General features: G+C 73.1%; 21 protein-coding genes and 1 pseudogene. 7 read left to right on the top strand and 15 right to left on the bottom strand.

The window, feature by feature from the left end; translation table 11 throughout:
* From ACFYZ4_RS35195 to ACFYZ4_RS35145, 11 genes and pseudogenes are all read right to left on the bottom strand, one after another.
* Positions 1 to 194: pseudogene (locus tag ACFYZ4_RS35195) on the bottom strand (sulfate ABC transporter substrate-binding protein); the annotation flags it as partial.
* A 215-nt stretch (positions 195 to 409) separates the two neighbouring features.
* Entirely contained in the window at positions 410 to 1,750 is a 1,341-nt protein-coding gene (locus ACFYZ4_RS35190; protein ID WP_351301348.1) for a GTP-binding protein, read from the bottom strand.
* A gap of 2 nt (positions 1,751 to 1,752) precedes the next feature.
* Positions 1,753 to 2,694, bottom strand: coding sequence for a sulfate adenylyltransferase subunit CysD (cysD, locus tag ACFYZ4_RS35185; protein WP_351301351.1), 942 nt, complete (start codon positions 2,692 to 2,694; stop codon positions 1,753 to 1,755).
* Positions 2,691 to 3,236 carry an adenylyl-sulfate kinase gene (gene cysC, locus ACFYZ4_RS35180; protein ID WP_351301354.1) on the bottom strand — a complete coding sequence of 182 codons (546 nt, stop codon included), beginning with the start codon at positions 3,234 to 3,236 and terminating at the stop codon, positions 2,691 to 2,693. The genes cysD and cysC overlap by 4 nt, the downstream gene beginning before the upstream one ends.
* A gap of 38 nt (positions 3,237 to 3,274) precedes the next feature.
* Positions 3,275 to 3,988: a phosphoadenylyl-sulfate reductase gene (locus tag ACFYZ4_RS35175; protein WP_351301357.1), complete on the bottom strand. Its 714-nt coding sequence runs from the start codon at positions 3,986 to 3,988 to the stop codon at positions 3,275 to 3,277.
* Complete coding sequence (locus ACFYZ4_RS35170) at positions 3,985 to 4,164, bottom strand: hypothetical protein (protein WP_351301360.1); 180 nt, start codon at positions 4,162 to 4,164, stop codon at positions 3,985 to 3,987. Before ACFYZ4_RS35170 ends, ACFYZ4_RS35175 begins: the two co-directional genes overlap by 4 nt.
* The gene (locus tag ACFYZ4_RS35165) at positions 4,161 to 5,861 is read right to left on the bottom strand and encodes a nitrite/sulfite reductase (protein WP_351301363.1); all 1,701 of its coding nucleotides are present in this window, start codon (positions 5,859 to 5,861) and stop codon (positions 4,161 to 4,163) included. Before ACFYZ4_RS35165 ends, ACFYZ4_RS35170 begins: the two co-directional genes overlap by 4 nt.
* Positions 5,862 to 6,075: 214 nt before the next feature.
* Positions 6,076 to 6,159 carry a putative leader peptide gene (locus ACFYZ4_RS35160; protein ID WP_312847410.1) on the bottom strand — a complete coding sequence of 28 codons (84 nt, stop codon included), beginning with the start codon at positions 6,157 to 6,159 and terminating at the stop codon, positions 6,076 to 6,078.
* A 220-nt stretch (positions 6,160 to 6,379) separates the two neighbouring features.
* Positions 6,380 to 6,943, bottom strand: a complete 564-nt coding sequence (locus ACFYZ4_RS35155) for a GNAT family N-acetyltransferase (RefSeq protein ID WP_351301366.1) — start codon at positions 6,941 to 6,943, stop codon at positions 6,380 to 6,382.
* Positions 6,944 to 6,948: 5 nt separating this feature from the next.
* Positions 6,949 to 8,211, bottom strand: coding sequence for a GAF domain-containing protein (locus tag ACFYZ4_RS35150; RefSeq protein WP_390785849.1), 1,263 nt, complete (start codon positions 8,209 to 8,211; stop codon positions 6,949 to 6,951).
* A gap of 358 nt (positions 8,212 to 8,569) precedes the next feature.
* The gene (locus ACFYZ4_RS35145) at positions 8,570 to 10,213 is read right to left on the bottom strand and encodes an acyl-CoA dehydrogenase family protein (RefSeq protein WP_351301369.1); all 1,644 of its coding nucleotides are present in this window, start codon (positions 10,211 to 10,213) and stop codon (positions 8,570 to 8,572) included.
* Between the two features lie 17 nt (positions 10,214 to 10,230).
* On the opposite strand from ACFYZ4_RS35145, the gene ACFYZ4_RS35140 reads away from it, so the two are divergent.
* Positions 10,231 to 11,355 (top strand): YihY/virulence factor BrkB family protein, encoded by a 1,125-nt coding sequence (locus ACFYZ4_RS35140; protein ID WP_351301372.1) that lies wholly within the window; start codon positions 10,231 to 10,233, stop codon positions 11,353 to 11,355.
* A 44-nt stretch (positions 11,356 to 11,399) separates the two neighbouring features.
* On the top strand, positions 11,400 to 12,134 hold the full coding sequence (locus ACFYZ4_RS35135) for a helix-turn-helix domain-containing protein (protein ID WP_390785846.1): 735 nt from the start codon (positions 11,400 to 11,402) through the stop codon (positions 12,132 to 12,134).
* Here ACFYZ4_RS35135 and ACFYZ4_RS35130 read toward each other — a convergent pair.
* Positions 12,065 to 12,466 (bottom strand): VOC family protein, encoded by a 402-nt coding sequence (locus ACFYZ4_RS35130; RefSeq protein WP_351301378.1) that lies wholly within the window; start codon positions 12,464 to 12,466, stop codon positions 12,065 to 12,067. The genes ACFYZ4_RS35135 and ACFYZ4_RS35130 overlap by 70 nt on opposite strands.
* A gap of 112 nt (positions 12,467 to 12,578) precedes the next feature.
* Positions 12,579 to 12,974, bottom strand: coding sequence for a hypothetical protein (locus ACFYZ4_RS35125; protein WP_351301381.1), 396 nt, complete (start codon positions 12,972 to 12,974; stop codon positions 12,579 to 12,581).
* Positions 12,975 to 13,151: 177 nt separating this feature from the next.
* Between ACFYZ4_RS35125 and ACFYZ4_RS35120 the strand changes: the two genes are divergently transcribed.
* The 5 genes from ACFYZ4_RS35120 (at position 13,152) to ACFYZ4_RS35100 (ending at position 17,970) form a co-directional block, all read left to right on the top strand.
* Complete coding sequence (locus tag ACFYZ4_RS35120; protein ID WP_384341235.1) at positions 13,152 to 14,426, top strand: histidine kinase; 1,275 nt, start codon at positions 13,152 to 13,154, stop codon at positions 14,424 to 14,426.
* Complete coding sequence (locus tag ACFYZ4_RS35115) at positions 14,414 to 15,070, top strand: response regulator transcription factor (RefSeq protein WP_351301387.1); 657 nt, start codon at positions 14,414 to 14,416, stop codon at positions 15,068 to 15,070. The genes ACFYZ4_RS35120 and ACFYZ4_RS35115 overlap by 13 nt, the downstream gene beginning before the upstream one ends.
* Positions 15,067 to 15,936, top strand: a complete 870-nt coding sequence (locus ACFYZ4_RS35110; protein ID WP_390785845.1) for a hypothetical protein — start codon at positions 15,067 to 15,069, stop codon at positions 15,934 to 15,936. Before ACFYZ4_RS35115 ends, ACFYZ4_RS35110 begins: the two co-directional genes overlap by 4 nt.
* A 283-nt stretch (positions 15,937 to 16,219) precedes the next feature.
* A complete protein-coding gene (gene rsgA / locus ACFYZ4_RS35105) occupies positions 16,220 to 17,356 on the top strand; it encodes a ribosome small subunit-dependent GTPase A (RefSeq protein WP_384341232.1) in 1,137 nt (378 codons plus the stop codon).
* A 275-nt stretch (positions 17,357 to 17,631) separates the two neighbouring features.
* Positions 17,632 to 17,970, top strand: coding sequence for a nuclear transport factor 2 family protein (locus ACFYZ4_RS35100; RefSeq protein WP_390785844.1), 339 nt, complete (start codon positions 17,632 to 17,634; stop codon positions 17,968 to 17,970).
* Positions 17,971 to 18,100: 130 nt separating this feature from the next.
* Here the strand turns inward: ACFYZ4_RS35100 and ACFYZ4_RS35095 are convergent, their stop codons facing one another.
* Complete coding sequence (locus tag ACFYZ4_RS35095) at positions 18,101 to 18,586, bottom strand: DUF456 domain-containing protein (RefSeq protein ID WP_351300621.1); 486 nt, start codon at positions 18,584 to 18,586, stop codon at positions 18,101 to 18,103.
* A 24-nt stretch (positions 18,587 to 18,610) separates the two neighbouring features.
* Positions 18,611 to 19,585: a helix-turn-helix domain-containing protein gene (locus tag ACFYZ4_RS35090; RefSeq protein ID WP_351300618.1), complete on the bottom strand. Its 975-nt coding sequence runs from the start codon at positions 19,583 to 19,585 to the stop codon at positions 18,611 to 18,613.
* Positions 19,586 to 19,679 lie beyond the last annotated feature (94 nt).

Below are 19,679 nucleotides of genomic sequence, written 5' to 3'. Positions count from 1 at the left end.
CGCACCTCGGAGGCCGACAGCTTCGCGCCGTCCGTGGCGGCGGCGTTCGCGGCCTTGTCGCCCTCGTCCTTCTTGGCCTCCGAGCCGTAGCCGCACGAGGCGAGCGCGCCGATCAGGAGCGGCAGCGCGGCGGCGGCGACGACGCCGCGGCGCAGGGTGGTGCGGGTGGTACGGGTGCTGGCGGTGGCAGGCACGGGAGGACTTCCTCTCGTGACGCGGTCATCTCATGACGCACGTCTTCGTCTGTGGAGCAGGGGCAGGTACGGCTCGTGGGGGGTGTGGGCGCGCGTGCGGTGCGCGTACGTCATCGCGCACATCGCGCCACCCCTCCCTGGCCGCTGCCGAGGCGGCCGCTGCCTACGCGGCCGCCCTCCTTGGCGAAGGTGGAGTAGATGTCGGCGGGCATGATCTAGAAGTCCCACCCTTCTTCGTCCGCCTGCACGGTGGTCTCGGCCTTGGAGGCGAAGGACTCGCCGGCCATGCCCGCCGCCAGGGTGGTGCCGTCGGCCGGGTCGATCAGCAGGAAGGACCCGGTGCGGCGCGAGTCGGCGTACGCGTCGAGCGCGAGCGGCTCGGCGGTACGGACGACGACGCGGCCGATGTCGTTGGCCACGAGCTGCCCGGGGTTCGGGTGCTGGGACAGGTCGTCCAGGGTCAGCCGCGAGGGGATCTCCTTGACGATCGCCTTGACCGTGCGCGTCGTGTGCTTGATCAGCACCCGGGCGCCGACGGAGAGGGGCTGGTCGGCCACGTGGCAGACCGTCGCCTCGACGTCCTGCGTGGTGGCCGGGGCGTTCGCGGACGGCGCGATCAGGTCGCCGCGCGAGATGTCGATGTCGTCCGCCAGACGCAGCGTCACCGACTGCGGGGCCCACGCGATGTCGACGCTCTCGCCGAGCGCGTCGATGCCCGCGATCGTGCTCGTACGGCCCGAGGGCAGCACGGTCACGGCCTCGCCGACGCGCAGCACGCCGGAGGCGATCTGGCCCGCGTAGCCGCGGTAGTCGGGGTGCTCCGCGGACTGCGGGCGGATCACGTACTGCACCGGGAAACGCGCCGGGCAGGCGGTGAGGTCGTGGCTGACCGGGACGGTCTCCAGGTGCTCCAGCACCGTCGGGCCGCCGTACCAGTCCATGTTGGCGGACGGCTCCACGACGTTGTCGCCGGCCAGCGCCGAGATCGGGATCGCGGTGATCTCCGGGACGCCCAGGTCCGAGGCGTACGCGGTGAACTCCTCGGCGATGGCCGCGAAGACCGACTCCTGGTAGCCCACCAGGTCCATCTTGTTGACGGCCAGCACCACGTGCGGGACGCGCAGCAGCGCGGCCACGGCCGCGTGCCGGCGGGTCTGCTCGATGACGCCGTTGCGGGCGTCGACGAGGACCACGGCCAGGTCGGCCGTGGAGGCGCCGGTGACCATGTTCCGGGTGTACTGCACGTGCCCCGGGGTGTCCGCGAGGATGAACCGGCGGCGCGCGGTCGCGAAGTAGCGGTACGCGACGTCGATGGTGATGCCCTGCTCCCGCTCGGCCCGCAGGCCGTCGGTGAGCAGCGCGAGGTCGGGGGCCTCCTGGCCGCGCTGGGCGGAGACGGCCTCGACGGCCTCCATCTGGTCGGTCAGGACCGACTTGGAGTCGTGCAGCAGCCGGCCCACCAGGGTGGACTTGCCGTCGTCGACGGAACCGGCGGTCGCGAAGCGCAGCAGCGTGGTCGCGGACACATCCGCGAACTGCTCGGTGGTGCTGGTCATGTCTAGAAGTACCCTTCGCGCTTGCGGTCTTCCATCGCGGCCTCGGACATCTTGTCGTCGGCGCGGGTCGCGCCCCGCTCGGTGAGGCGGGAGACGGCGATCTCGGCGATCACGGCGTCCAGCGTGGTGGCGTCGGAGTCGACGGCGCCGGTGCAGGACATGTCACCGACGGTGCGGTAGCGGATCAGGCGGGTCTCGGGGACCTCGCCCTCCTTGGCGCCGCCCCACTCGCCGGCCGTCAGCCACATGCCGTTGCGCAGGAACACCTCGCGCTCGTGGGCGAAGTAGATCTCCGGCAGCTCGATGCCCTCACGGGCGATGTACTGCCAGACGTCCAGCTCGGTCCAGTTGGAGAGCGGGAAGACGCGCACGTGCTCGCCGGGCGCGTGGCGGCCGTTGTAGAGCTGCCACAGCTCGGGGCGCTGGCGGCGCGGGTCCCACTGGGAGAACTCGTCGCGGAGGCTGAACACCCGCTCCTTGGCGCGGGCCTTCTCCTCGTCGCGGCGGCCGCCGCCGAAGACGGCGTCGAACTTGAGGCTCTGGATGGCCTCGGTCAGCGGGACGGTCTGCAGCGGGTTGCGGGTGCCGTCCGGACGCTCGCGCAGCTTGCCCGCGTCGATGTAGTCCTGGACGGACGCCACGTGCAGGCGCAGTCCGTGCTTCTCGACCGTGCGGTCGCGGTACTCCAGCACCTCGGGGAAGTTGTGGCCCGTGTCGACGTGCAGCAGCGTGAAGGGGACCGGCGCCGGCGCGAACGCCTTCAGCGCCAGGTGCAGCATGACGATGGAGTCCTTGCCGCCGGAGAACAGGATCACCGGCTTCTCGAACTCGCCCGCCACCTCGCGGAAGATGTGCACCGCCTCGGACTCCAGCGCGTCGAGGTGCGACAGCGCGTACGGGGCGTCGGAGCCGGAATCGGTGTGCAGGTGTGCGGCCGTGGTCATGCCAGACCCCTCTCGGTGAGCAGCGCGTGCAGGGCCGAGGCCGACTGCTGCACGGTCTGCGTGTGCGACTCGATACGGAGGTCCGGGGACTCCGGTGCCTCGTACGGGTCGTCGACCCCGGTCAGACCGGAGATCTCGCCCGCCGCCTGCTTGGCGTACAGGCCCTTGACGTCACGCTCGGAGCACACCTCGACAGGGGTGGCCACGTGGACCTCCAGGTACGAGCTGCCCTCGGCGGCGTGCCGCTTGCGGACGGCCTCACGGCTGTCCGCGAACGGCGCGATCACCGGGACGAGTGCCTTCACGCCGTTGGACGCGAGGAGTTCGGCGACGAAACCGATCCGCTGCACGTTGGTGTGCCGGTCCTCGCGGCTGAAGCCGAGTCCGGCGGAGAGGAACTCGCGGATCTCGTCACCGTCGAGGACCTCCACGCGGTGGCCCTCGGCGCGCAGCCGCTCGGCCAGCGCGTAGGCGATCGTGGTCTTGCCCGCGCTCGGCAGCCCGGTCAGCCACACGGTGGCGCCCTGGTCGCTCACGCTCATCTGCTTCGTCTCCGTAAGTTCCGTACGTTCGGTCGTCATCAGCCGTGCAGTCCGCACTCGGTCTTGCCCAGTCCGGCCCACCGGCCGGCCCGCGCGTCCTCGCCCTCCGCCACGCGGCGGGTGCAGGGGGCGCAGCCGACGGAGGCGTAACCGTCCATCAGCAGCGGGTTGGTGAGCACGCCGTGCTCGGCGACGTACGCGTCCACGTCGTCCTGGGTCCAGCGGGCGATCGGCGAGACCTTGACCTTCTGCCGCTTCTCGTCCCAGCCGACGACCGGGGTGTTCGCCCGGGTCGGGGACTCGTCGCGGCGCAGGCCCGTCGCCCACGCCTCGTACGCGGTCAGGCCCTCTTCCAGCGGCTTGACCTTGCGCAGCGCGCAGCACAGGTCGGGGTCCCGGTCGTGCAGCTTCGGGCCGTACTGCGCGTCCTGCTCGGCCACCGTCTGGCGCGGGGTGAGCGTGATGACGTTGACGTCCATCACGGCGTCGACCGCGTCCCGGGTGCCGATGGTCTCCTCGAAGTGGTAGCCCGTGTCGAGGAAGACCACGTCCACGCCGGGGAAGACGCGCGAGGCCAGGTGGGCGACGACCGCGTCCTCCATGGAGGAGGTCACGGCGAACTTCCCGCCGAAGGTCTCGGCCGCCCAGCGCAGGATGTCCGGCGCGGAGGCGTCCTCCAGGTCCCGGCCCGCCTGCTCGGCCAGCGCCTTGAGATCCACGGCCCTGAGACTCGCGTCTTGAGTGGTGGTCATATCTCGTCCCCTCCAGCTGAATCGGACCGGATACCGCGGGACAGCAGCCCGAGGTACTTCAGCTGGAAGGCCCGGTTGCACGCCCTGCATTCCCACGCGCCGTGGCCCGTCTCGTGGGGAAACAGGTCCTCGTCGCCGCAGTACGGGCAGTAGAACGGTGCGGCGCGCTCGCTCACGAGAGGCTCTTCTCGTCCGCGCGGGCGACCCACGCCGCGAAGCGCTCGCCGTCCTCGCGCTGCTCCTCGTAACTCCTGACGACCCGCTCGACGTAGTCGGGCAGACCGGCCGAGGTGACCTTGAGGCCGCGGACCTTGCGGCCGAAGCCGGCCTCCAGGCCGAGGGCGCCGCCCAGGTGGACCTGGTAGCCCTCCACCTGGTTGCCGTCGTCGTCCAGGACCAGCTGGCCCTTGAGACCGATGTCCGCCACCTGGATACGGGCGCAGGCGTTCGGGCAGCCGTTGATGTTGATGGTGAGCGGCTCGGCGAAGTCCGGCAGGCGGCGCTCCAGTTCGTCGATCAGCGAGGCGCCGCGCGCCTTGGTCTCGACGATGGCCAGCTTGCAGAACTCGATGCCGGTGCAGGCCATCGTGCCGCGGCGGAACGGGGACGGCTTGACCCGCAGGTCCAGCGACTCCAGCGCCTCGACCACCGAGTCGACCTGGTCGGCCTCGATGTCGAGCACGATCATCTTCTGCTCGGCGGTGGTGCGCAGGCGGCCGGAGCCGTGCTGCGCGGCGACGTCCGCGATCTTGGTCAGGGTGGCGCCGTCCACGCGGCCGACGCGGGGCGCGAAGCCGACGTAGAACTTCCCGTCCTGCTGCTGGTGGACGCCCACGTGGTCGCGCCACTGGCCGGTCGGCTGCTCGGGGGCGGGGCCGTCGGTCAGCTTGCGCTTCAGGTACTCGTCCTCCAGGACCTGGCGGAACTTGGCCGGGCCCCAGTCGGCGACGAGGAACTTCAGGCGGGCGCGGGTGCGCAGCCGGCGGTAGCCGTAGTCGCGGAAGATCGAGATGACGCCCTCGTAGATGTCCGGGACCTCGTCGAGGGAGACCCAGGTGCCCAGGCGCACGCCCAGCTTGGGGTTGGTGGAGAGGCCGCCGCCGACCCAGACGTCGAAGCCGGGGCCGTGCTCGGGGTGGTTCACGCCGACGAAGGCGATGTCGTTGATCTCGTGCGCCACGTCGAGCAGCGGCGAGCCGGAGATCGCGGACTTGAACTTGCGGGGCAGGTTCGAGAAGTCCGGGTTGCCGACGATGCGGCGGTAGATCTCGTCGATGGCGGGGGTGCCGTCGATGATCTCGTCCTGGGCGATGCCGGCGACGGGCGAACCGAGGATGACGCGGGGCGTGTCACCGCAGGCCTCGGTGGTGGACAGGCCGACGGCCTCCAGGCGGCGCCAGATCTCCGGGACGTCCTCGATCCGGATCCAGTGGTACTGCACGTTCTGGCGGTCGGTGAGGTCGGCGGTGCCGCGCGCGAACTCCTGCGAGATCTCGCCGATGACGCGGAGCTGCTCGGTGGTCAGCCGGCCGCCGTCGATGCGGACGCGCAGCATGAAGTACTCGTCGTCCAGCTCCTCCGGCTCCAGGATCGCGGTCTTGCCGCCGTCGATCCCGGGCTTGCGCTGCGTGTAGAGGCCCCACCAGCGCATGCGGCCGCGCAGGTCGTTGGGGTCGATCGAGTCGAAGCCGCGCTTGGAGTAGATCGTCTCAATGCGTGTCCGCACGTTGAGACCGTCGTCGTCCTTCTTGAACTGCTCGTTGCCGTTGAGGGGCGTGTGGTGTCCGACGGCCCACTGGCCCTCACCGCGGTGACGGCCGGTCTTGCGGCGCGCGGCGGCTGCGGCTGCGGGCGTTTCGGGGGTGGCGGCCATGGCGGTACGTCCTTCTTCGGCGGCTCAAGGCAAGGGCAGGGGGAGGCGGAGCGGTGGCGGCGTGCCCCTGGACTCTGAGCGGGTGTGGCTGATTCCCGCGCCGTTGCCGGGGTTGCCGGCGGGCAGGGCGGGACATCGGCCTCAGGGGGCTGGCGGGTGATCGGCGCGTCCGCGGCAGCGGGGACGGCGACGATGTGCGGCGTGGCTGGTTCCGTCAGCGCGCCGGACAGATGGCGCTGGACATGCGGCCGAGGTCGACGTGCCGCCGACTCACCAAGGCAATTCCAGCTCCATTCATGACGGAAGCGTGTCATGTGCCTCTTGGAGGAGTCCACTACTGTCCACGATCCGGACGAACTCGTCCCGTATCGTGGGATGGCGTGACGGGGGTCACCCCGTCCGCCGCTCGCATTTGAGCCCCGTCGGCGTTCGAGGCGCGGGGTCTGGGGCGGAGCCCCAGGTCCGGCGGAGCCTGCTTCGGAGCCGGCCGTGCTCGCCGGACCGGCCCCGGAGGGAGGCTACGCGCCCGGCCAGGGGCCCGGGGTCGGGGTGTCTTCCTTCTCTTCCGTCTCCGTCTTGAAGACCTTGAAGCCGCGGCGCTCGTAGTTGCCCATCGCCGTCGGGCCGTCCTGGCTGCACGTGTGCACCCACACCCGGCGGGTCGGCTCGCGGTCCGGCCAGCGCTCCGCGAGGGACCACGCCCGGGCGATGCCCACCGACAGCAGGTGCCCGCCGATGCGGCGGCCGCGGAAGTCCGGGAGCAGGCCGAAGTACATGATCTCGACGACACCGTCGTCCTGCGGGTCGAGCTCCACGTACCCCGCAGGCGTGCCGCGGTCGTACGCCACCCACGTCTCCACCCCCGGCCGGCCCAGCTGCTCCACCCACTGCGCGCGGGTCAGCGACAGCCGGTCCGTCCAGTGGATGTCGCCGCCCACCGAGGCGTAGAGGAAGCGGCTGAACTCCGGGGACGGGACCTCCGCCCGCGAGACCGTGATCTCGGGGCCCGGTACGGCCGCCGGGGCCAGGTCCGACGGGGAGGTCATTTCCAGGGACCACGTGGTGAGGGTGATGGTGCTCATGCCCTTCAGGGAATCACGCCGGGCCCCCTGCGCCCCAGGCGGGCCCTGATCACCGCGGGGGCGGTGGAGTGCGGGAGCAGCGCGGCCGGGTCCTCGGGGCGGACCAGCTCCACCTCCACGTCCTCCGCGAAGCGGTACGGCCGGTGGGTCAGCACGCCCGCCAGGTGGCGGCGTACGCGCGACAGCTCCGCGCGGACCGTCACCGTGCGCGTCGGGTCCCCGAACAGCTCCGCGGACAGCTCCGCCGCCGAGCGCCCCCGCGGGCTGTCCGCCAGCAGGAACAGCAGCTCCGCGTGGCGCGGGCTCAGCTCCTGCGACCAGCTCCCGGAGGACCCGTAGACCGTCGCCGACCAGCATCCCGCCCGGCTGAGGTCCACGACGATCCGCGTCGCCGCCGTGCCCGTACGCTCCTGCGCGACCCGCAGCAGCCAGCCGCCGGGCAGCGGCTCCACCACGCAGTCGCCGAGCCGCGGCACCCACATCCGGCCCGGCCCGAAGGTCTTCGGCAGCGGGATCCGGTCCGTGGGGGCCAGCCCCGTCACCGCCGCCGGCCAGCCGTCCGGGTCCACGGCCAGCGCCCGGCCCGGCAGCCGGGCCAGCAGCGGGGCCGCCACCGTCCGCAGCCGCTCCAGCGACTCCAGGTGCCGGATCCGCAGCTCCCGCTCGGCGAGCCGGGCCACCGACGTCACCCACGCCAGCGTCGCCGGGTGCATCGTGGCCAGCGGCCCGCTGACGTCGACCACGCCCAGCAGCCGCCCGTCCCGCGGGTCCCGTACCGGCGCCCCCGCGCAGGTCCAGTCGTGGTGGCTGGAGACGAAGTGCTCCGCCGAGAACACCTGCACCGGCCGCCGGGCCACGAGCGCGGTGCCCACCCCGTTGGTGCCGACCACGGCCTCGTCCCAGTCGGCGCCCACCGAGAAGCCGAGCCGGTCCGCCTTGCGCAGGATGGAGGAGTGGCCCTCCCGCCACAGCAGCCGCCCGTCGGCGTCCGCGACGACCATGATGTGCAGGGCCTCGTCCAGCGCGGGCAGCAGCCCCTCCCGCAGTACGGGCAGGAGCTCCCGCAGCGGCGATCCGTGCCGCCGCTCCTCGGTCTCGGCGGCCGACAGCATCCGCGAGCGCGCGTCCCGGTCCGGGTGCACCCCGCCGGCCAGCATCCGCCGCCAGGACTCCGCGATCTCCGGTCTCGGCGCGGCCGGCGGCCGGTCCCCGGCCAGCGCGGCCGCCCGTACCCCCTTGAGCAGACGCGCCGCCGCCCGCGCGTCCATGGCCGAGATGCGTGCCACATCGACCGTGCTGCCTGTGGTGTCGGCCACCGGAAACCTCCCCGTGCGAACAGGACGTACGACGCGAGCCGCCCGGGCGGGTGTGCGGGTGACGCATCCCCGGCACCCCGGCGGACGGCTGCCGACTCAAAGGTTGCAACGGTATGCAACCCTCGCCAAGTCCCGGTCACCCGACCGAAACTGTCCGGACGCCGCCGAGCGGCGTGACAGCTCCTCCTCGGGGCTTCGGATCAGAGGTGGTGCCGAGTCGGCGCGGCGCCACCTCTGTACCGGTCGACGGGCCCGGATCCGGGCTCGGAGCGGTTTGGGGACCGCAGGGGAGCCCGACGGGGGCTCCTCCCTAACCCGCGATCCGCGCCCGTTCCACCACCGCGCCGAGGTCGAGGCTGTGCGGCAGCGTGCCGAAGGCCGTGCCCCAGTCGCCGCCCAGCCGGGAGGCGCAGAACGCGTCCGCGACCTCCGGCGGAGCCCAGCGCACCAGCAGCGATCCCTGCAGGACCAGCGCCATGCGCTCCACCACGCGGCGGGCCCGCGCCTCGATGCCCTCCAGGTCGGCGAGCTCCGTCAGCAGGTCCTTGATGGCCGAATCCAGCCGGTGGTCCGCGCCCCGGGCCAGGCCGACCTCCTGGAGGAAGGCGTTCAGCGCCTGGGGCTCGCGCTGGAGGGCGCGCAGTACGTCCAGCGCCTGTACGTTGCCCGAGCCCTCCCAGATGGAGTTCAGCGGGGACTCGCGCAGCAGTCTCGGCAGCCCGGACTCCTCGACGTAGCCGTTGCCCCCCAGACATTCCAGGGCCTCCGCGACCATCGGCGTACAGCGCTTGGTCACCCAGTATTTGGCCGCCGGCACGGCGAGGCGCAGGAAGGCCTTCTCCTGCTCGGTCCCGGCGTCGTAGGCGGCCGCCAGGCGCAGGGTCAGCGTGGTGGCGGCCTCCGACTCCAGCGCCAGGTCGGCGAGCACGTTGCGCATCAGCGGCTGGTCGATGAGCGGCGCTCCGAAAGCAGAGCGGTGCTCCGCGTGGTGCACGGCCTGCGTCAGCGCCTGCCGCATCAGCGAGGCCGAGCCGATGACGCAGTCCAGCCGGGTCGCCGCGACCATCTCGATGATGGTCCGCACCCCCCGGCCCTCCTCGCCCACCCGCTGCGCCCAGGTCCCGTCGAACTCCACCTCGCTCGACGCGTTCGACTTGTTGCCCAGCTTGTCCTTCAGCCGCTGGATCGCGAAGACGTTGCGCGTGCCGTCCGGCAGCACCCGCGGCACCAGGAAGCACGTCAGCCCGCCCGGAGCCTGCGCCAGCACCAGGAACCCATCGCACATCGGCGCCGAACAGAACCACTTGTGCCCGGTCAGCAGGTACTCGCCGGACGTGCCCAGCGGCGTCGCGGCCGTCGTGTTGGCCCGTACGTCGCTGCCGCCCTGCTTCTCCGTCATCCCCATGCCGAAGAGCACGCCGGCCTTCTGCGCGGGCGGCCGCAGCCCCTCCTCGTACACGTGCGAGGTCAGCCGCGGCTCCCATACGGCGGCGAGCGCCGGATCGGCCCGCAGCGCCGGTACCGCCGCGTGCGTCATCGAGACCGGGCAGCCGTGCCCCGCCTCGGCCTGCGACCACAGGAAGAACCCGGCGGCGCGGCGCAGATGCCCCGCCGGCCGCCCCCAGGCGTCCGTGAGCCCGGAGGTCACGGCGTGCCCGAGCAGCCGGTGCCAGGCCGGGTGGAACTCCACCTCGTCGATCCGGTTCCCGTACCGGTCGTGCGTCCGCAGTTTCGGCGGGTTCTCGTTCGCCTGCACGCCCCATTCCTGGGCCTGCGCGGATCCTGCCGCGTGCCCGAGGGTGGTGAGCTCCTCCCGTACCTCGCCGAGGAGTTCGGGCTCCGCGGATGCGAGGTGACGCTCGACGCCCTCGGTGAGGGCCCGATCGCCGCCGTAGACGTCGTACCCCACCAGAGGCGGGGCCTGGTTGCTGACTGTGTGGGTGGTGGCTGCCATGCGGATACCGTAAGGACGTGCAGCCAGCAAAAGAAACACCCGAGCGGATCCCGGAACCCCCAGGACGGCTCCACCGGGCCCGCGCCCTCTACCGCAACGTCTCGAAGCGGAAGATGGGCTGGCTGCTCCTGAAGGACACCGTCAACTCGTGCATCGAGTACCGCATCCTCGGTCTGGCGGCCGAGGCGGCGTTCTTCACGCTGCTGTCGCTGCCCCCGCTCTTCCTCGGCCTGCTGGGCCTGCTCGGCTACGTGGACGGCTGGACCGGCAAGACCACGGTGGCCAGCATCGAGGAGAACATCCTGGGCGCCGTCGGCACGGTGCTGTCCGACCGCGGCGTCAACGACATCGCCAAACCGATGCTCGACGACGTGACGGGACGCGGCCGCCCCGACCTCATCTCGCTCGGCTTCGCCTTCGCCCTGTGGTCGGGCTCCCGCGCGGTGAACGTCTTCATCGACACCATCACCGTGATGTACGGGCTCGACGGGCAGCGCGGCATCGTCAAGACCCGGCTGCTGGCCTTCGTGCTCTACATCATCGCGCTGGTGATCGGCGCGATCGTGCTGCCGCTGATGGTGGTGGGGCCGGACGCCGTGATCGAGCTGGTCCCCTGGGGCACCAGCGTGATCGCGGTGCTGTACTGGCCGACCGTCACCCTGCTGTCCATCGTCTTCCTGACGACGCTCTACCACGTGTCCGTACCGGTGCGTTCGCCGTGGATCGAGGACGTGCCGGGGGCGCTGGTGGCCCTCGCCATGTGGGTGCTCGGCTCGTTCCTGCTGCGCATCTACCTCACCAACACCGTCGAGGGGCCGACGATCTACGGATCGCTCGCGGCGCCGGTGGCGGTGCTCCTGTGGATCGGCATCTCGGCCTTCGCGGTGCTGGTCGGCGCCGCCGTGAACGCCGCCATCGACCGGGTCTGGCCGTCCGTGGCCACGGCGGCGGCGCGCGAGGCCAACGAGCGGGCCCGGGAGCTGGAGGCCGCGCAGCTGATCGCGCGGGCCGCGGCCTGGCGGGCCCTGGCCGAGGGCGAGTCGGAGGACGACGAGGACGGCGGGATGCCGTCGGAGTTCCCGGAGCGGTGGTCGAAGTTCCTGCCGCCGGAGGACTACTCCTCGCGGCTGCGCAAACACTGACCGGTACCCGCGAGGGCCGTCGATCTCCGCCCTACCCTTGAGGGGTGTACGAGGAAGCACCGTCGGCTGCCGTACCCGGAGCCGTGCTGTGGCGGGCCCGGGGCACCGGCCGCATGGTGCTGCCCGACGGGTGCATGGACCTGCTGTGGGCCGACGGCCGGCTGCTGGTGGCCGGGCCCGACACCGGGCCGCATCCCGCCGGGGAGGTCCCGGGCGGTGCCTTTGCCGGGATCCGGCTGGCGCCCGGCACCGCGCCCGCGCTGCTCGGCGTACCGGCCCACGCCCTGCGCGACCGCCGCGTCGAGCTCGCCGAGCTGTGGCCGGCGCGGGAGGTACGCAGCCTCACGGGGCGCGTGGCGGCGTACGGGGACCCGCGCGCCGGACTGGAGGCGCTGGCCGTGCGCCGTGCGGCCGGGGCCGCGCCGCCCGACCCGCTGGCCGCGGAGGTCGCCGCCCGGCTCCGGGCGGGGGAGGCGGTCGCCGGCATCGCCGCGGCCGTCGGCCTCGGGGAGCGGCAACTGCGGCGGCGCTCCCTGGACGCCTTCGGGTACGGGCCGCGGACGCTCGGCCGGATCCTGCGGCTGCGCCGCGCCCTGGCACTGGCCGACGCGGGCATGCCGTACGCCGAGGTGGCGTGTGCCGCCGGGTACGCCGACCAGGCGCACCTCGCCCGCGAGGTGCGCGCGCTGGCCGGGACCACGCTGACCGCCTACGCGGCGGGCTCCGCCGGGGCGAAGAGGGAGACGCCGCAGCCGTCCGGGTCGAGCACGACGGCGTAGCGCTGCCCCCAGAAGGCGTCCCAGGGCTTCAGGTGGCCCGGGTATCCCGCCGCGGTCAGCTCCGCGTAGAGGGCGTCCACCTCGGCGGGGGAGTCGCACAGGAAGGCCAGGTCCCGGCGGCCGTCGCCGGTGGGGCGGGTCCAGGATGGGTCGAAGGAGCGGACGGTCTCCTCGGTGTCCCAGCCGATCCGCAGCCCGCCGGGCAGCACGGCCTCCACGTGCGGCAGGCCGTCGGCCTCGGCCGGGACGTCCAGCCCGAGGCGGCGGTAGAAGGCGAGCGAGGCGGCCATGTCGGAGACGACCAGGCCGATCATGTCGAGTCGTGGAGTCATGACAGCAGGCTAGGCAGGCCGCGTCGCACCCGTCTTGAACGAAACGGACACCGGTGCGTGCGGGGGCGCGGGGGCCGGAGGCCCGTCGGTGCGTCGGTGCGTCGGCCCGGCGTCAGCCCTTGCGGCGCGCGGCCACCATCCCGCACGCCAGCGCCAACGGCAGCTCCGCACCCGCCGCCAGCAGCAGCGCCATGCCCTGCCCGCCGGTCCCGGCCGAGGTCGTGACGTCGAACCAGGCGTCCATCACCAGCAGCGCGGCCGTCGCCGCCGCGACCGGCGACACCCGCGGGTCGCCCCTGCGCAGCAGCATCCCGGTCCCGGTCAGCCCGGCGGCCAGCATCAGGTCCAGGCCGATCCACGCCGTGGCCCAGTTCGAGACCTCGGTGGTCTGCGGCGTCGTCTTCGCCAGCACCAGCACCCAAGGGAGCAGCGCCACTCCCGCACAGGTGAACACGGTGGCCGGCCGGGGGGTGCGCCAGGTGCGGGCCTGCGGGGCGACAAGTGCCATGGGTGCGGGTCTCCTTCCGGCCCGGCGGTCCGTCCCCCGGGCACACCACCAGCCTCGTCCGCGGCGCCGCCGGGATCACTGGCCCCACGGTCCGAACCCGTGGTGGTGCCAGGTACACCCCCGGCCGGGTGCCAGCGTGATGGAAAGCCCCTGACCAGTGCGATTACCGTATGGGTCATGGCACTTCGCGGCGCGCTGAGGCGTACGTACACCTGGACCGCGGCGCACGCGCCGTGGTCGGCGTGGGCCTGGCGCAACACGGTCTTCACCACGGCCGCGATCCCGCCGGCCCTGCCCGCGCTCCTCGGCTTCGGCTACATGGCCGTGGCGCCCGGCTTCAGCCCGGTCACGCTGCTCGCGGTGCCGGTGCTCTGCCCGTTGCTCACCGCGCTCCAGCGCAGCCGCTTCTGGGCGCTGCTCGGCCTCGACGTGCCGGAGGTCGTACGGGAGAACCGCTGGTCGAGCCTGCGCGGGCTGGCCGAACGGGCGCGCTCCGAGGCGACCTGGCGGCAGTACGGCTACCACCTGCTCGTCAGCCCGCTCGCCGCGGCCGCCGGCGCGCTGGTGGTGCTGGCCTGGGCGTTCGGGGTCGCGGCCGCGTCCGTCTACGGCTGGTTCTGGTTCCTGCCCGCGGACACCCGCGCCCCCGGCTGGACCGGCAACTACGACGTCGTCACCGTCGGCGGAGTCCTGCTGGTGCTCACCGCGCCCTGGCTCGCCGCCCTCTTCACGCGGCTCGACGCCTTCGCCGCGGCCGCGCTCCTCGGCCCGAACCGGGCCCGCGAGTTGGAGCGGCGCGTCGAGGACCTCGCGGAGAGCCGGGCCGGGGTGCTGGACGCCGCCGATCTCGAACGCCGCCGGATCGAGCGGGACCTGCACGACGGAGCCCAGCAGCGGCTGGTCGCCCTCGCCATGAACCTCGGCATCGCGCGCGCCACGCTGCCCGATCTGCCGCCCGAGGCCAAGGCCGTCATCGACGAGGCGCACCGCCAGGCGAAGGAGGCCATCGAGGAGCTCAACAGCCTGGTACGGGGCCTGCATCCGGCCGTACTGGAGGACCGCGGGCTCGATGCGGCGCTCTCCGGGATCGCCGCCCGCGCCCCGTTCCCCGTGGAGTTGACCGTGGACATCGGGACGCGGCCGGGGGCCACCGTGGAGGCCGTCGCCTACTTCGTGGTCTCCGAGACCCTGGCCAACGTGGCCAAGCACGCCCGGGCGGACCGCTGTTCGGTACGGGTCGTGCGCGCGGCCGCAGCCGGCGGGACCGCCCGCCGAGGGGACCTGCTGCGGGTCACCGTCACCGACGACGGGGTCGGCGGGGCGGACCCGGCCCGCGGAACCGGCCTGGTCGGCCTGCGCAAACGCGTAGGGTCGGTCGACGGAACCATCATGATCAACAGCCCTCTCGGGGGCCCGACCGTCATCACCGTGGAGCTGCCGTGCGGGCTGTGATCGCCGAGGACTCCGTCCTGCTGCGGATAGGACTCGTCAAAGTCCTCGAAATGGCCGGCTTCGAGGTGGCCGCCGAGACCGGGGACGGCGAGGGGCTGCTCGCCGCCGTCGAGCAACACCGGCCCGAGCTGGCGCTCGTGGACGTACGGATGCCGCCCGGCTTCACCGACGAGGGGGTCCGGGCCGCCCTGACGATCCGCCGGGAGAGCCCCGGCACGGCGGTGCTGCTGCTCTCGCAGTACGTGGAGGAACGGTACGCCGCCGATCTGCTCGCCGCCCCGAGCGCCGCCGGCATCGGCTACCTCCTCAAGCAACGGGTCGCCGACGTCGAGGAGTTCATCGACGCGCTGCGGCGCGTCGCGGCCGGCGGCACCGCACTCGACCCGCAGGTCGTCGCCCAGCTCCTGCTGCGGCGCGGCGGCGGACCGGACCCCCTGGAGCGCCTCACCCCGCGCGAGCGGGAGGTACTGGCGCTGATGGCCGAGGGCCGCTCGAACGCCGGGATCGCGGCCGAACTCGTGGTGAGCGAGAGCGCGGTGGCCAAACACATCAACAACATCTTCACCAAACTCGACCTGCCGCCGGCCGACGGCGACCACCGCCGGGTCCTGGCGGTCCTGCGCTTCCTGGACGGCACGCCGTGACGCGGGCCGCCGCGCCGACGGACGCCTCCGACCCCGCCGCCACGCGGCCCCGCACGCAGGCCGCGGCCCCGGACCGCCCGGGACAGCGGTTCGCCTGGACCGTCGCCGCCCTGCTGAGCGCGCTCCTCGTCGTGGCCCCGGCCACCTGGCAGGCCTGGTCCTACGGGAACACCCGCAACGACACGCTGATCGGCGGCAGCGGCGGCCGCCCGGTGACCGCGCTGGAGATCGTGGGCGGCGACGCGAACGTCACCGTCACCCCCCGCACCGACCGGGAGGTCGGCTACCGCGCCACGATCGGCTGGTCGCTCAAGGCGCCCACCATCGAGCAGAGCTGGCTCGGCGACACCCTGCGGCTGACCCCGCACTGCCCCGGCGAGGAGCTCCTGCCCACCCTCGATGCCGGCTGCTCCGTCCGGCTCGGGGTGACCGTGCCGGAGGGCATCCCCGTGAAGGTGACGGCCGGCTCCGGCCGGGTCCTCCTCAGCGGCCTGGGCGGCGCCGTCGACGCCGAGGTCGACTCCGGCCGGGTCGAGCTCGTGGGGCTGCGCGGAGCGCTCCGCGCGAAGGTCGGCTCCGGCACCCTCCGGGCCACCGGCCTCACCGGGCCCCAGGCCGAGATCCGGGTCGGCTCCGGCCGGGCCGACGCGGCCTTCGTCACCCCGCCGGACCAGGTCAGCGCCCGGGTCGGCTCCGGCCGCCTCGACCTCACCGTGCCCGCGGCCGCCCGCTTCCGGGTCCGCTGCGAGAGCGGCAGCGGCCGCTGCGAGGTCCCCGAGGCCCTGAGCGACGCCGGCTCCTCCCGGACCCTGGACCTCGAGGCGGGCGTCGGCCGCGCGCAGGCGACGTACCCGGCCGGGCCGTGAAAAAGGAACGCGAAGGGACGCGAAAAAAGAACGTGAAAAAAGAAGTGGCCCCGCCGTGCGGGATCTTGTTACGGTGGATCCGTTCCCGCCGAGCCGGTGGAGGACCTCAGTAACGTGCATGACCCGGAGGTGAGTTCATTGATGACTGTCGTTGCGCAGGGCGCTGCCCGCACTCAGAAGACCATCAATGTCACTTCTGTGGTCTCCGGCTGACCTCACACCTCTTCGCGCGCCGCCACCGAGCGAGCGCACGCGGCCGGGGCCACCCTGTGAAGGGTTCCCCTTGTCTTTCTCGTCTTTCCCCGCTTCCTCCTCCGTTTCCACCTCTTCTGCGCAGGCCTCGCTCTCGCACGCCCTCGCCCCCTTCGGCTGGGACGACGCCTGGGCGGCCGAGTTCACCCCGTACGCCGAACAGGGCCTCGTGGCCGGCCGGGTCGTACGCGTCGACCGCGGTCAGTGCGACGTCATGACCGCGGACGGCATCGTCCGCGCCGACACCGCCTTCGTCACCCCGCACGACCCGCTGCGGGTCATCTGCACCGGTGACTGGGCCGCCGTCGAGGCCTTCGGCAACCCGCGCTACGTGAAGGCGTACCTGCCGCGCCGCACCGCCTTCGTCCGCTCCACCTCCTCACAGCGGTCCGAGGGGCAGATCCTCGCCGCCAACGTCGACCACGCGATCATCGCCGTATCCCTCGCCGTCGAACTGGACCTGGGGCGCATCGAGCGCTTCCTGGCCCTGGCCTGGGAATCGGGGGCGCAGCCGCTGGTCGTCCTCACCAAGGCGGACCTCGTCCCGGACCCGGTGACGCTCGGCCACCTGGTCGAGGACGTCGAGTCCGCCGCGCCGGGCGTCCAGGTGCTGACCGTCTCCTCCGTCACCGGAGAGGGCACGGACGTCCTCGCCGCCGTCGTCGCGGGCGGCACCAGCGTGCTGCTCGGCGTCTCCGGCGCCGGCAAGTCCACACTGGCCAACGCGCTGCTCGGCGCGGAGGTCATGGAGGTCCAGGAGGCCCGCGAGGTCGACGGCAAGGGCCGCCACACCACCACGACCCGCAACCTGCTCGCCCTGCCGGGCGGCGGCGTGCTGATCGACACGCCCGGGCTGCGCGGCGTCGGACTCTGGGACGCCGAGACCGGCGTCGGACAGGTCTTCTCGGAGATCGAGGAGTACGCGGAGCACTGCCGCTTCCACGACTGCGCGCACGAGGCGGAGCCGGGGTGCGCGGTGCTGGCCGCGGTGGACTCGGGGGAGCTGGCGGAGCGCCGCCTCGACAGCTACCGCAAGCTGCTGCGGGAGAACCAGCGGATCGTGGCCAAGACGGATGCGCGGCTGCGGTCGGAGATCCGCCGTGACTGGCGCCTCAAGTCGGCGGAGGGCCGCGCCAACCATGCGGCCAAGCGCGGCGCCCGCGCCTGACCCGCGCCACCCCCTGCGGAGCCCCGCCCCGGGGCTCCGCGGGGCCCCCGCACCGCGCGCCTCAAACGCCGGCGGGGCTGAAGGGTGCGGGGCTCCGCCCCGGACCCCGGTCCTCAAACGCCGGACGGGCTGAAAGACCGCCTCAAACGCCGGCGGGGCTTCGCGGCCCAGACGCACTCCGACTCGCTCGTGGGGCTGCTGGGCGCGCTGCTCGTCATCCGTACACGCTCCCGCCGCACCCTGGTGCCGGCGGGATGAGGAAAGGAACTCGCCGGATGTCTCCGGAGGAGATCGTCGACGGCCAGCTCGCCGCGTACAACGCGCGTGACCTGGAGGGATTTCTCGGCTTCTACGTGAAGGACGTGCCGGTGCACGCCTTCCCGTCGGGTGAGGTGATGGCCGACCGCTCGGGCACGGCGTTCGAGGAGCGCTACGCCGCCCTCTTCGAGTCGAGCCCCGACCTGCACGCGGAGCTCGTCTCCCGCGTCACGCACGGCCGCATCGTGATCGACCAGGAACGCGTCACCGGCTTCATGGGCGGCGAGGCCCGATCGGCCGTCGCGATGTACGAGGTCGGACCGGACCGCATCGAGAAGGTGTGGTTCGTGGTCTGACGACAGGTCCGGCGACGGCCGCCGGCGACCTGACGGCGAGGCGGCCGGCCGCCCCGGGGCGCCGGGGAGAGCGGGAACGAAGCTCTCCCCGGCGCCTTCGCGTCCTGCGGGCCCTCCGGGCCCGCCACGGCTACGCCCCCGCCACCACCGCGCCCACCCACGCCCCCACCACCAGCAGGCACGCGAACAGCTCCACGAGCACGCTCGTCCCCACCGCCCGCATCACCGCCCGCACCGACGCCGACGCCTCCCCGTGCGTGCCCAGGCGCAGCCGCTCGCAGAGGTAGATGCCGCCCACGAACCCCGGGACCGCCCCCAGTACGGGGATCAGCACGAAGCCCAGTACCGCGCCGGCCCCCGCGAACACCGCCATCCGGGGAGTGACCCCCAGCCCCCGCACCCGCCGCGGCGGCAGCTGCCACTTCACCACCTGCACCACCAGCAGCAGGGCCGTCGCCGAGACCAGCAGGGACCACGCCAGGGCCGACCGCACGTGCAGCGCCCACCACAGCAGCCCCGCCCACACCAGCCAGGTGCCCGGCACACCCGGGACCAGCACCCCCAGTACCCCGAGCAGCAGCACCAGCCCCACCAGGAGCAGCTGAGGCAGATCCATCTGCTCAGCCTGACCGACCAGCGCCTATCGGGCCACCCAGCCCCGCTCGTACGCGTGCCAGCCCAGCTGCAGCCGTGTCGTCACCCCGGACAGCTCCATCAGGCCCTTGACCCGCCGCTGCACCGTCCGCAGGCCCAGCTCCAGGTGCTTCGCCGCGCTCGCGTCCGTCATGCCCGCCAGGAGCAGCGAGAGGATCTCCAGATCCGTGGCGTCGGGCACGTCCTCCGACTCCTCCGCTCCCGCCGCCCCCAGCCGCAACGGCAGGGCCTCCCGCCACACCGCCTCGAACAGCCCCGTCAGGGACTCCAGCAGCCCCGACGCGTGCACCACCAGCGCCGCCGGCTCCGCTCCGGGCCCCGTCAGCGGCACCAGCGCCAGCGACCGGTCCGCGATCACCAGCCTGGTCGGAACCCGCTGGATCACCCGGACGCCCTCGCCCCGCGCGAGCGCCGTCGACGCCTCCCGGATCCCGGTCGGCAGCGTCAGTACGTCCCGCTCGATCACCACCCGGTACTCGACGCCCCGCGCGGAGGCCTGCTCCTCCGCCTCGTTGTCCATGCCCGTCACCACCTGGGGCCGGGCGCTGACCAGGGCGCACACCTCCTCCGCCGCGCCCACCTGGAGCTGGTGGAAACGGTGCGCGACCGCGCTCGCGCCCGTCACCACCTCCACCAGGTCGTGCACGGACGGTTCGGCCGCCTCCGCCCGGTACTCCTGCGCCAGCAGCGCCGCCGCCAGCTCCGCCTGCTCCAGCTCGTGCCGCTGCTGGGTCAGCAGGGCCCCGAGCGCGACCCCGGGCGGGGCCGCCACCCAGCGTCCGGGCCGGGCCGAGGACTGCGCCGCGAGCCCGTGCCGCTCCAGATGGCGCAGGGCCCGTTCGGTCTGCGGCACCGGCAGCGTCAGCCGGTGCGCGAGGTCGGGCACCTCCGCCGCACCCAGCGCCACCAGCACGCGGTACGCCGACTCCTGGCCCTCGTCGAGGCCTATGGCACCCAGCAACCCGTCCACCACCTTTCGACACAGCGCCTGGCGGGAAGCGGCCACGGCGCAAACCCGCCGCGGACATCATCGCCGCACCCCCCGCCCCTCTGCC

Origin of the sequence: Streptomyces sp. NPDC001513 (assembly GCF_042894695.1) — a bacterium.
In the GTDB taxonomy this organism is placed as follows: domain Bacteria; phylum Actinomycetota; class Actinomycetes; order Streptomycetales; family Streptomycetaceae; genus Streptomyces.
The sequence above is the reverse complement of the archived record's forward strand: the minus strand, read 5'-3'. Positions and strand labels throughout refer to the sequence as shown.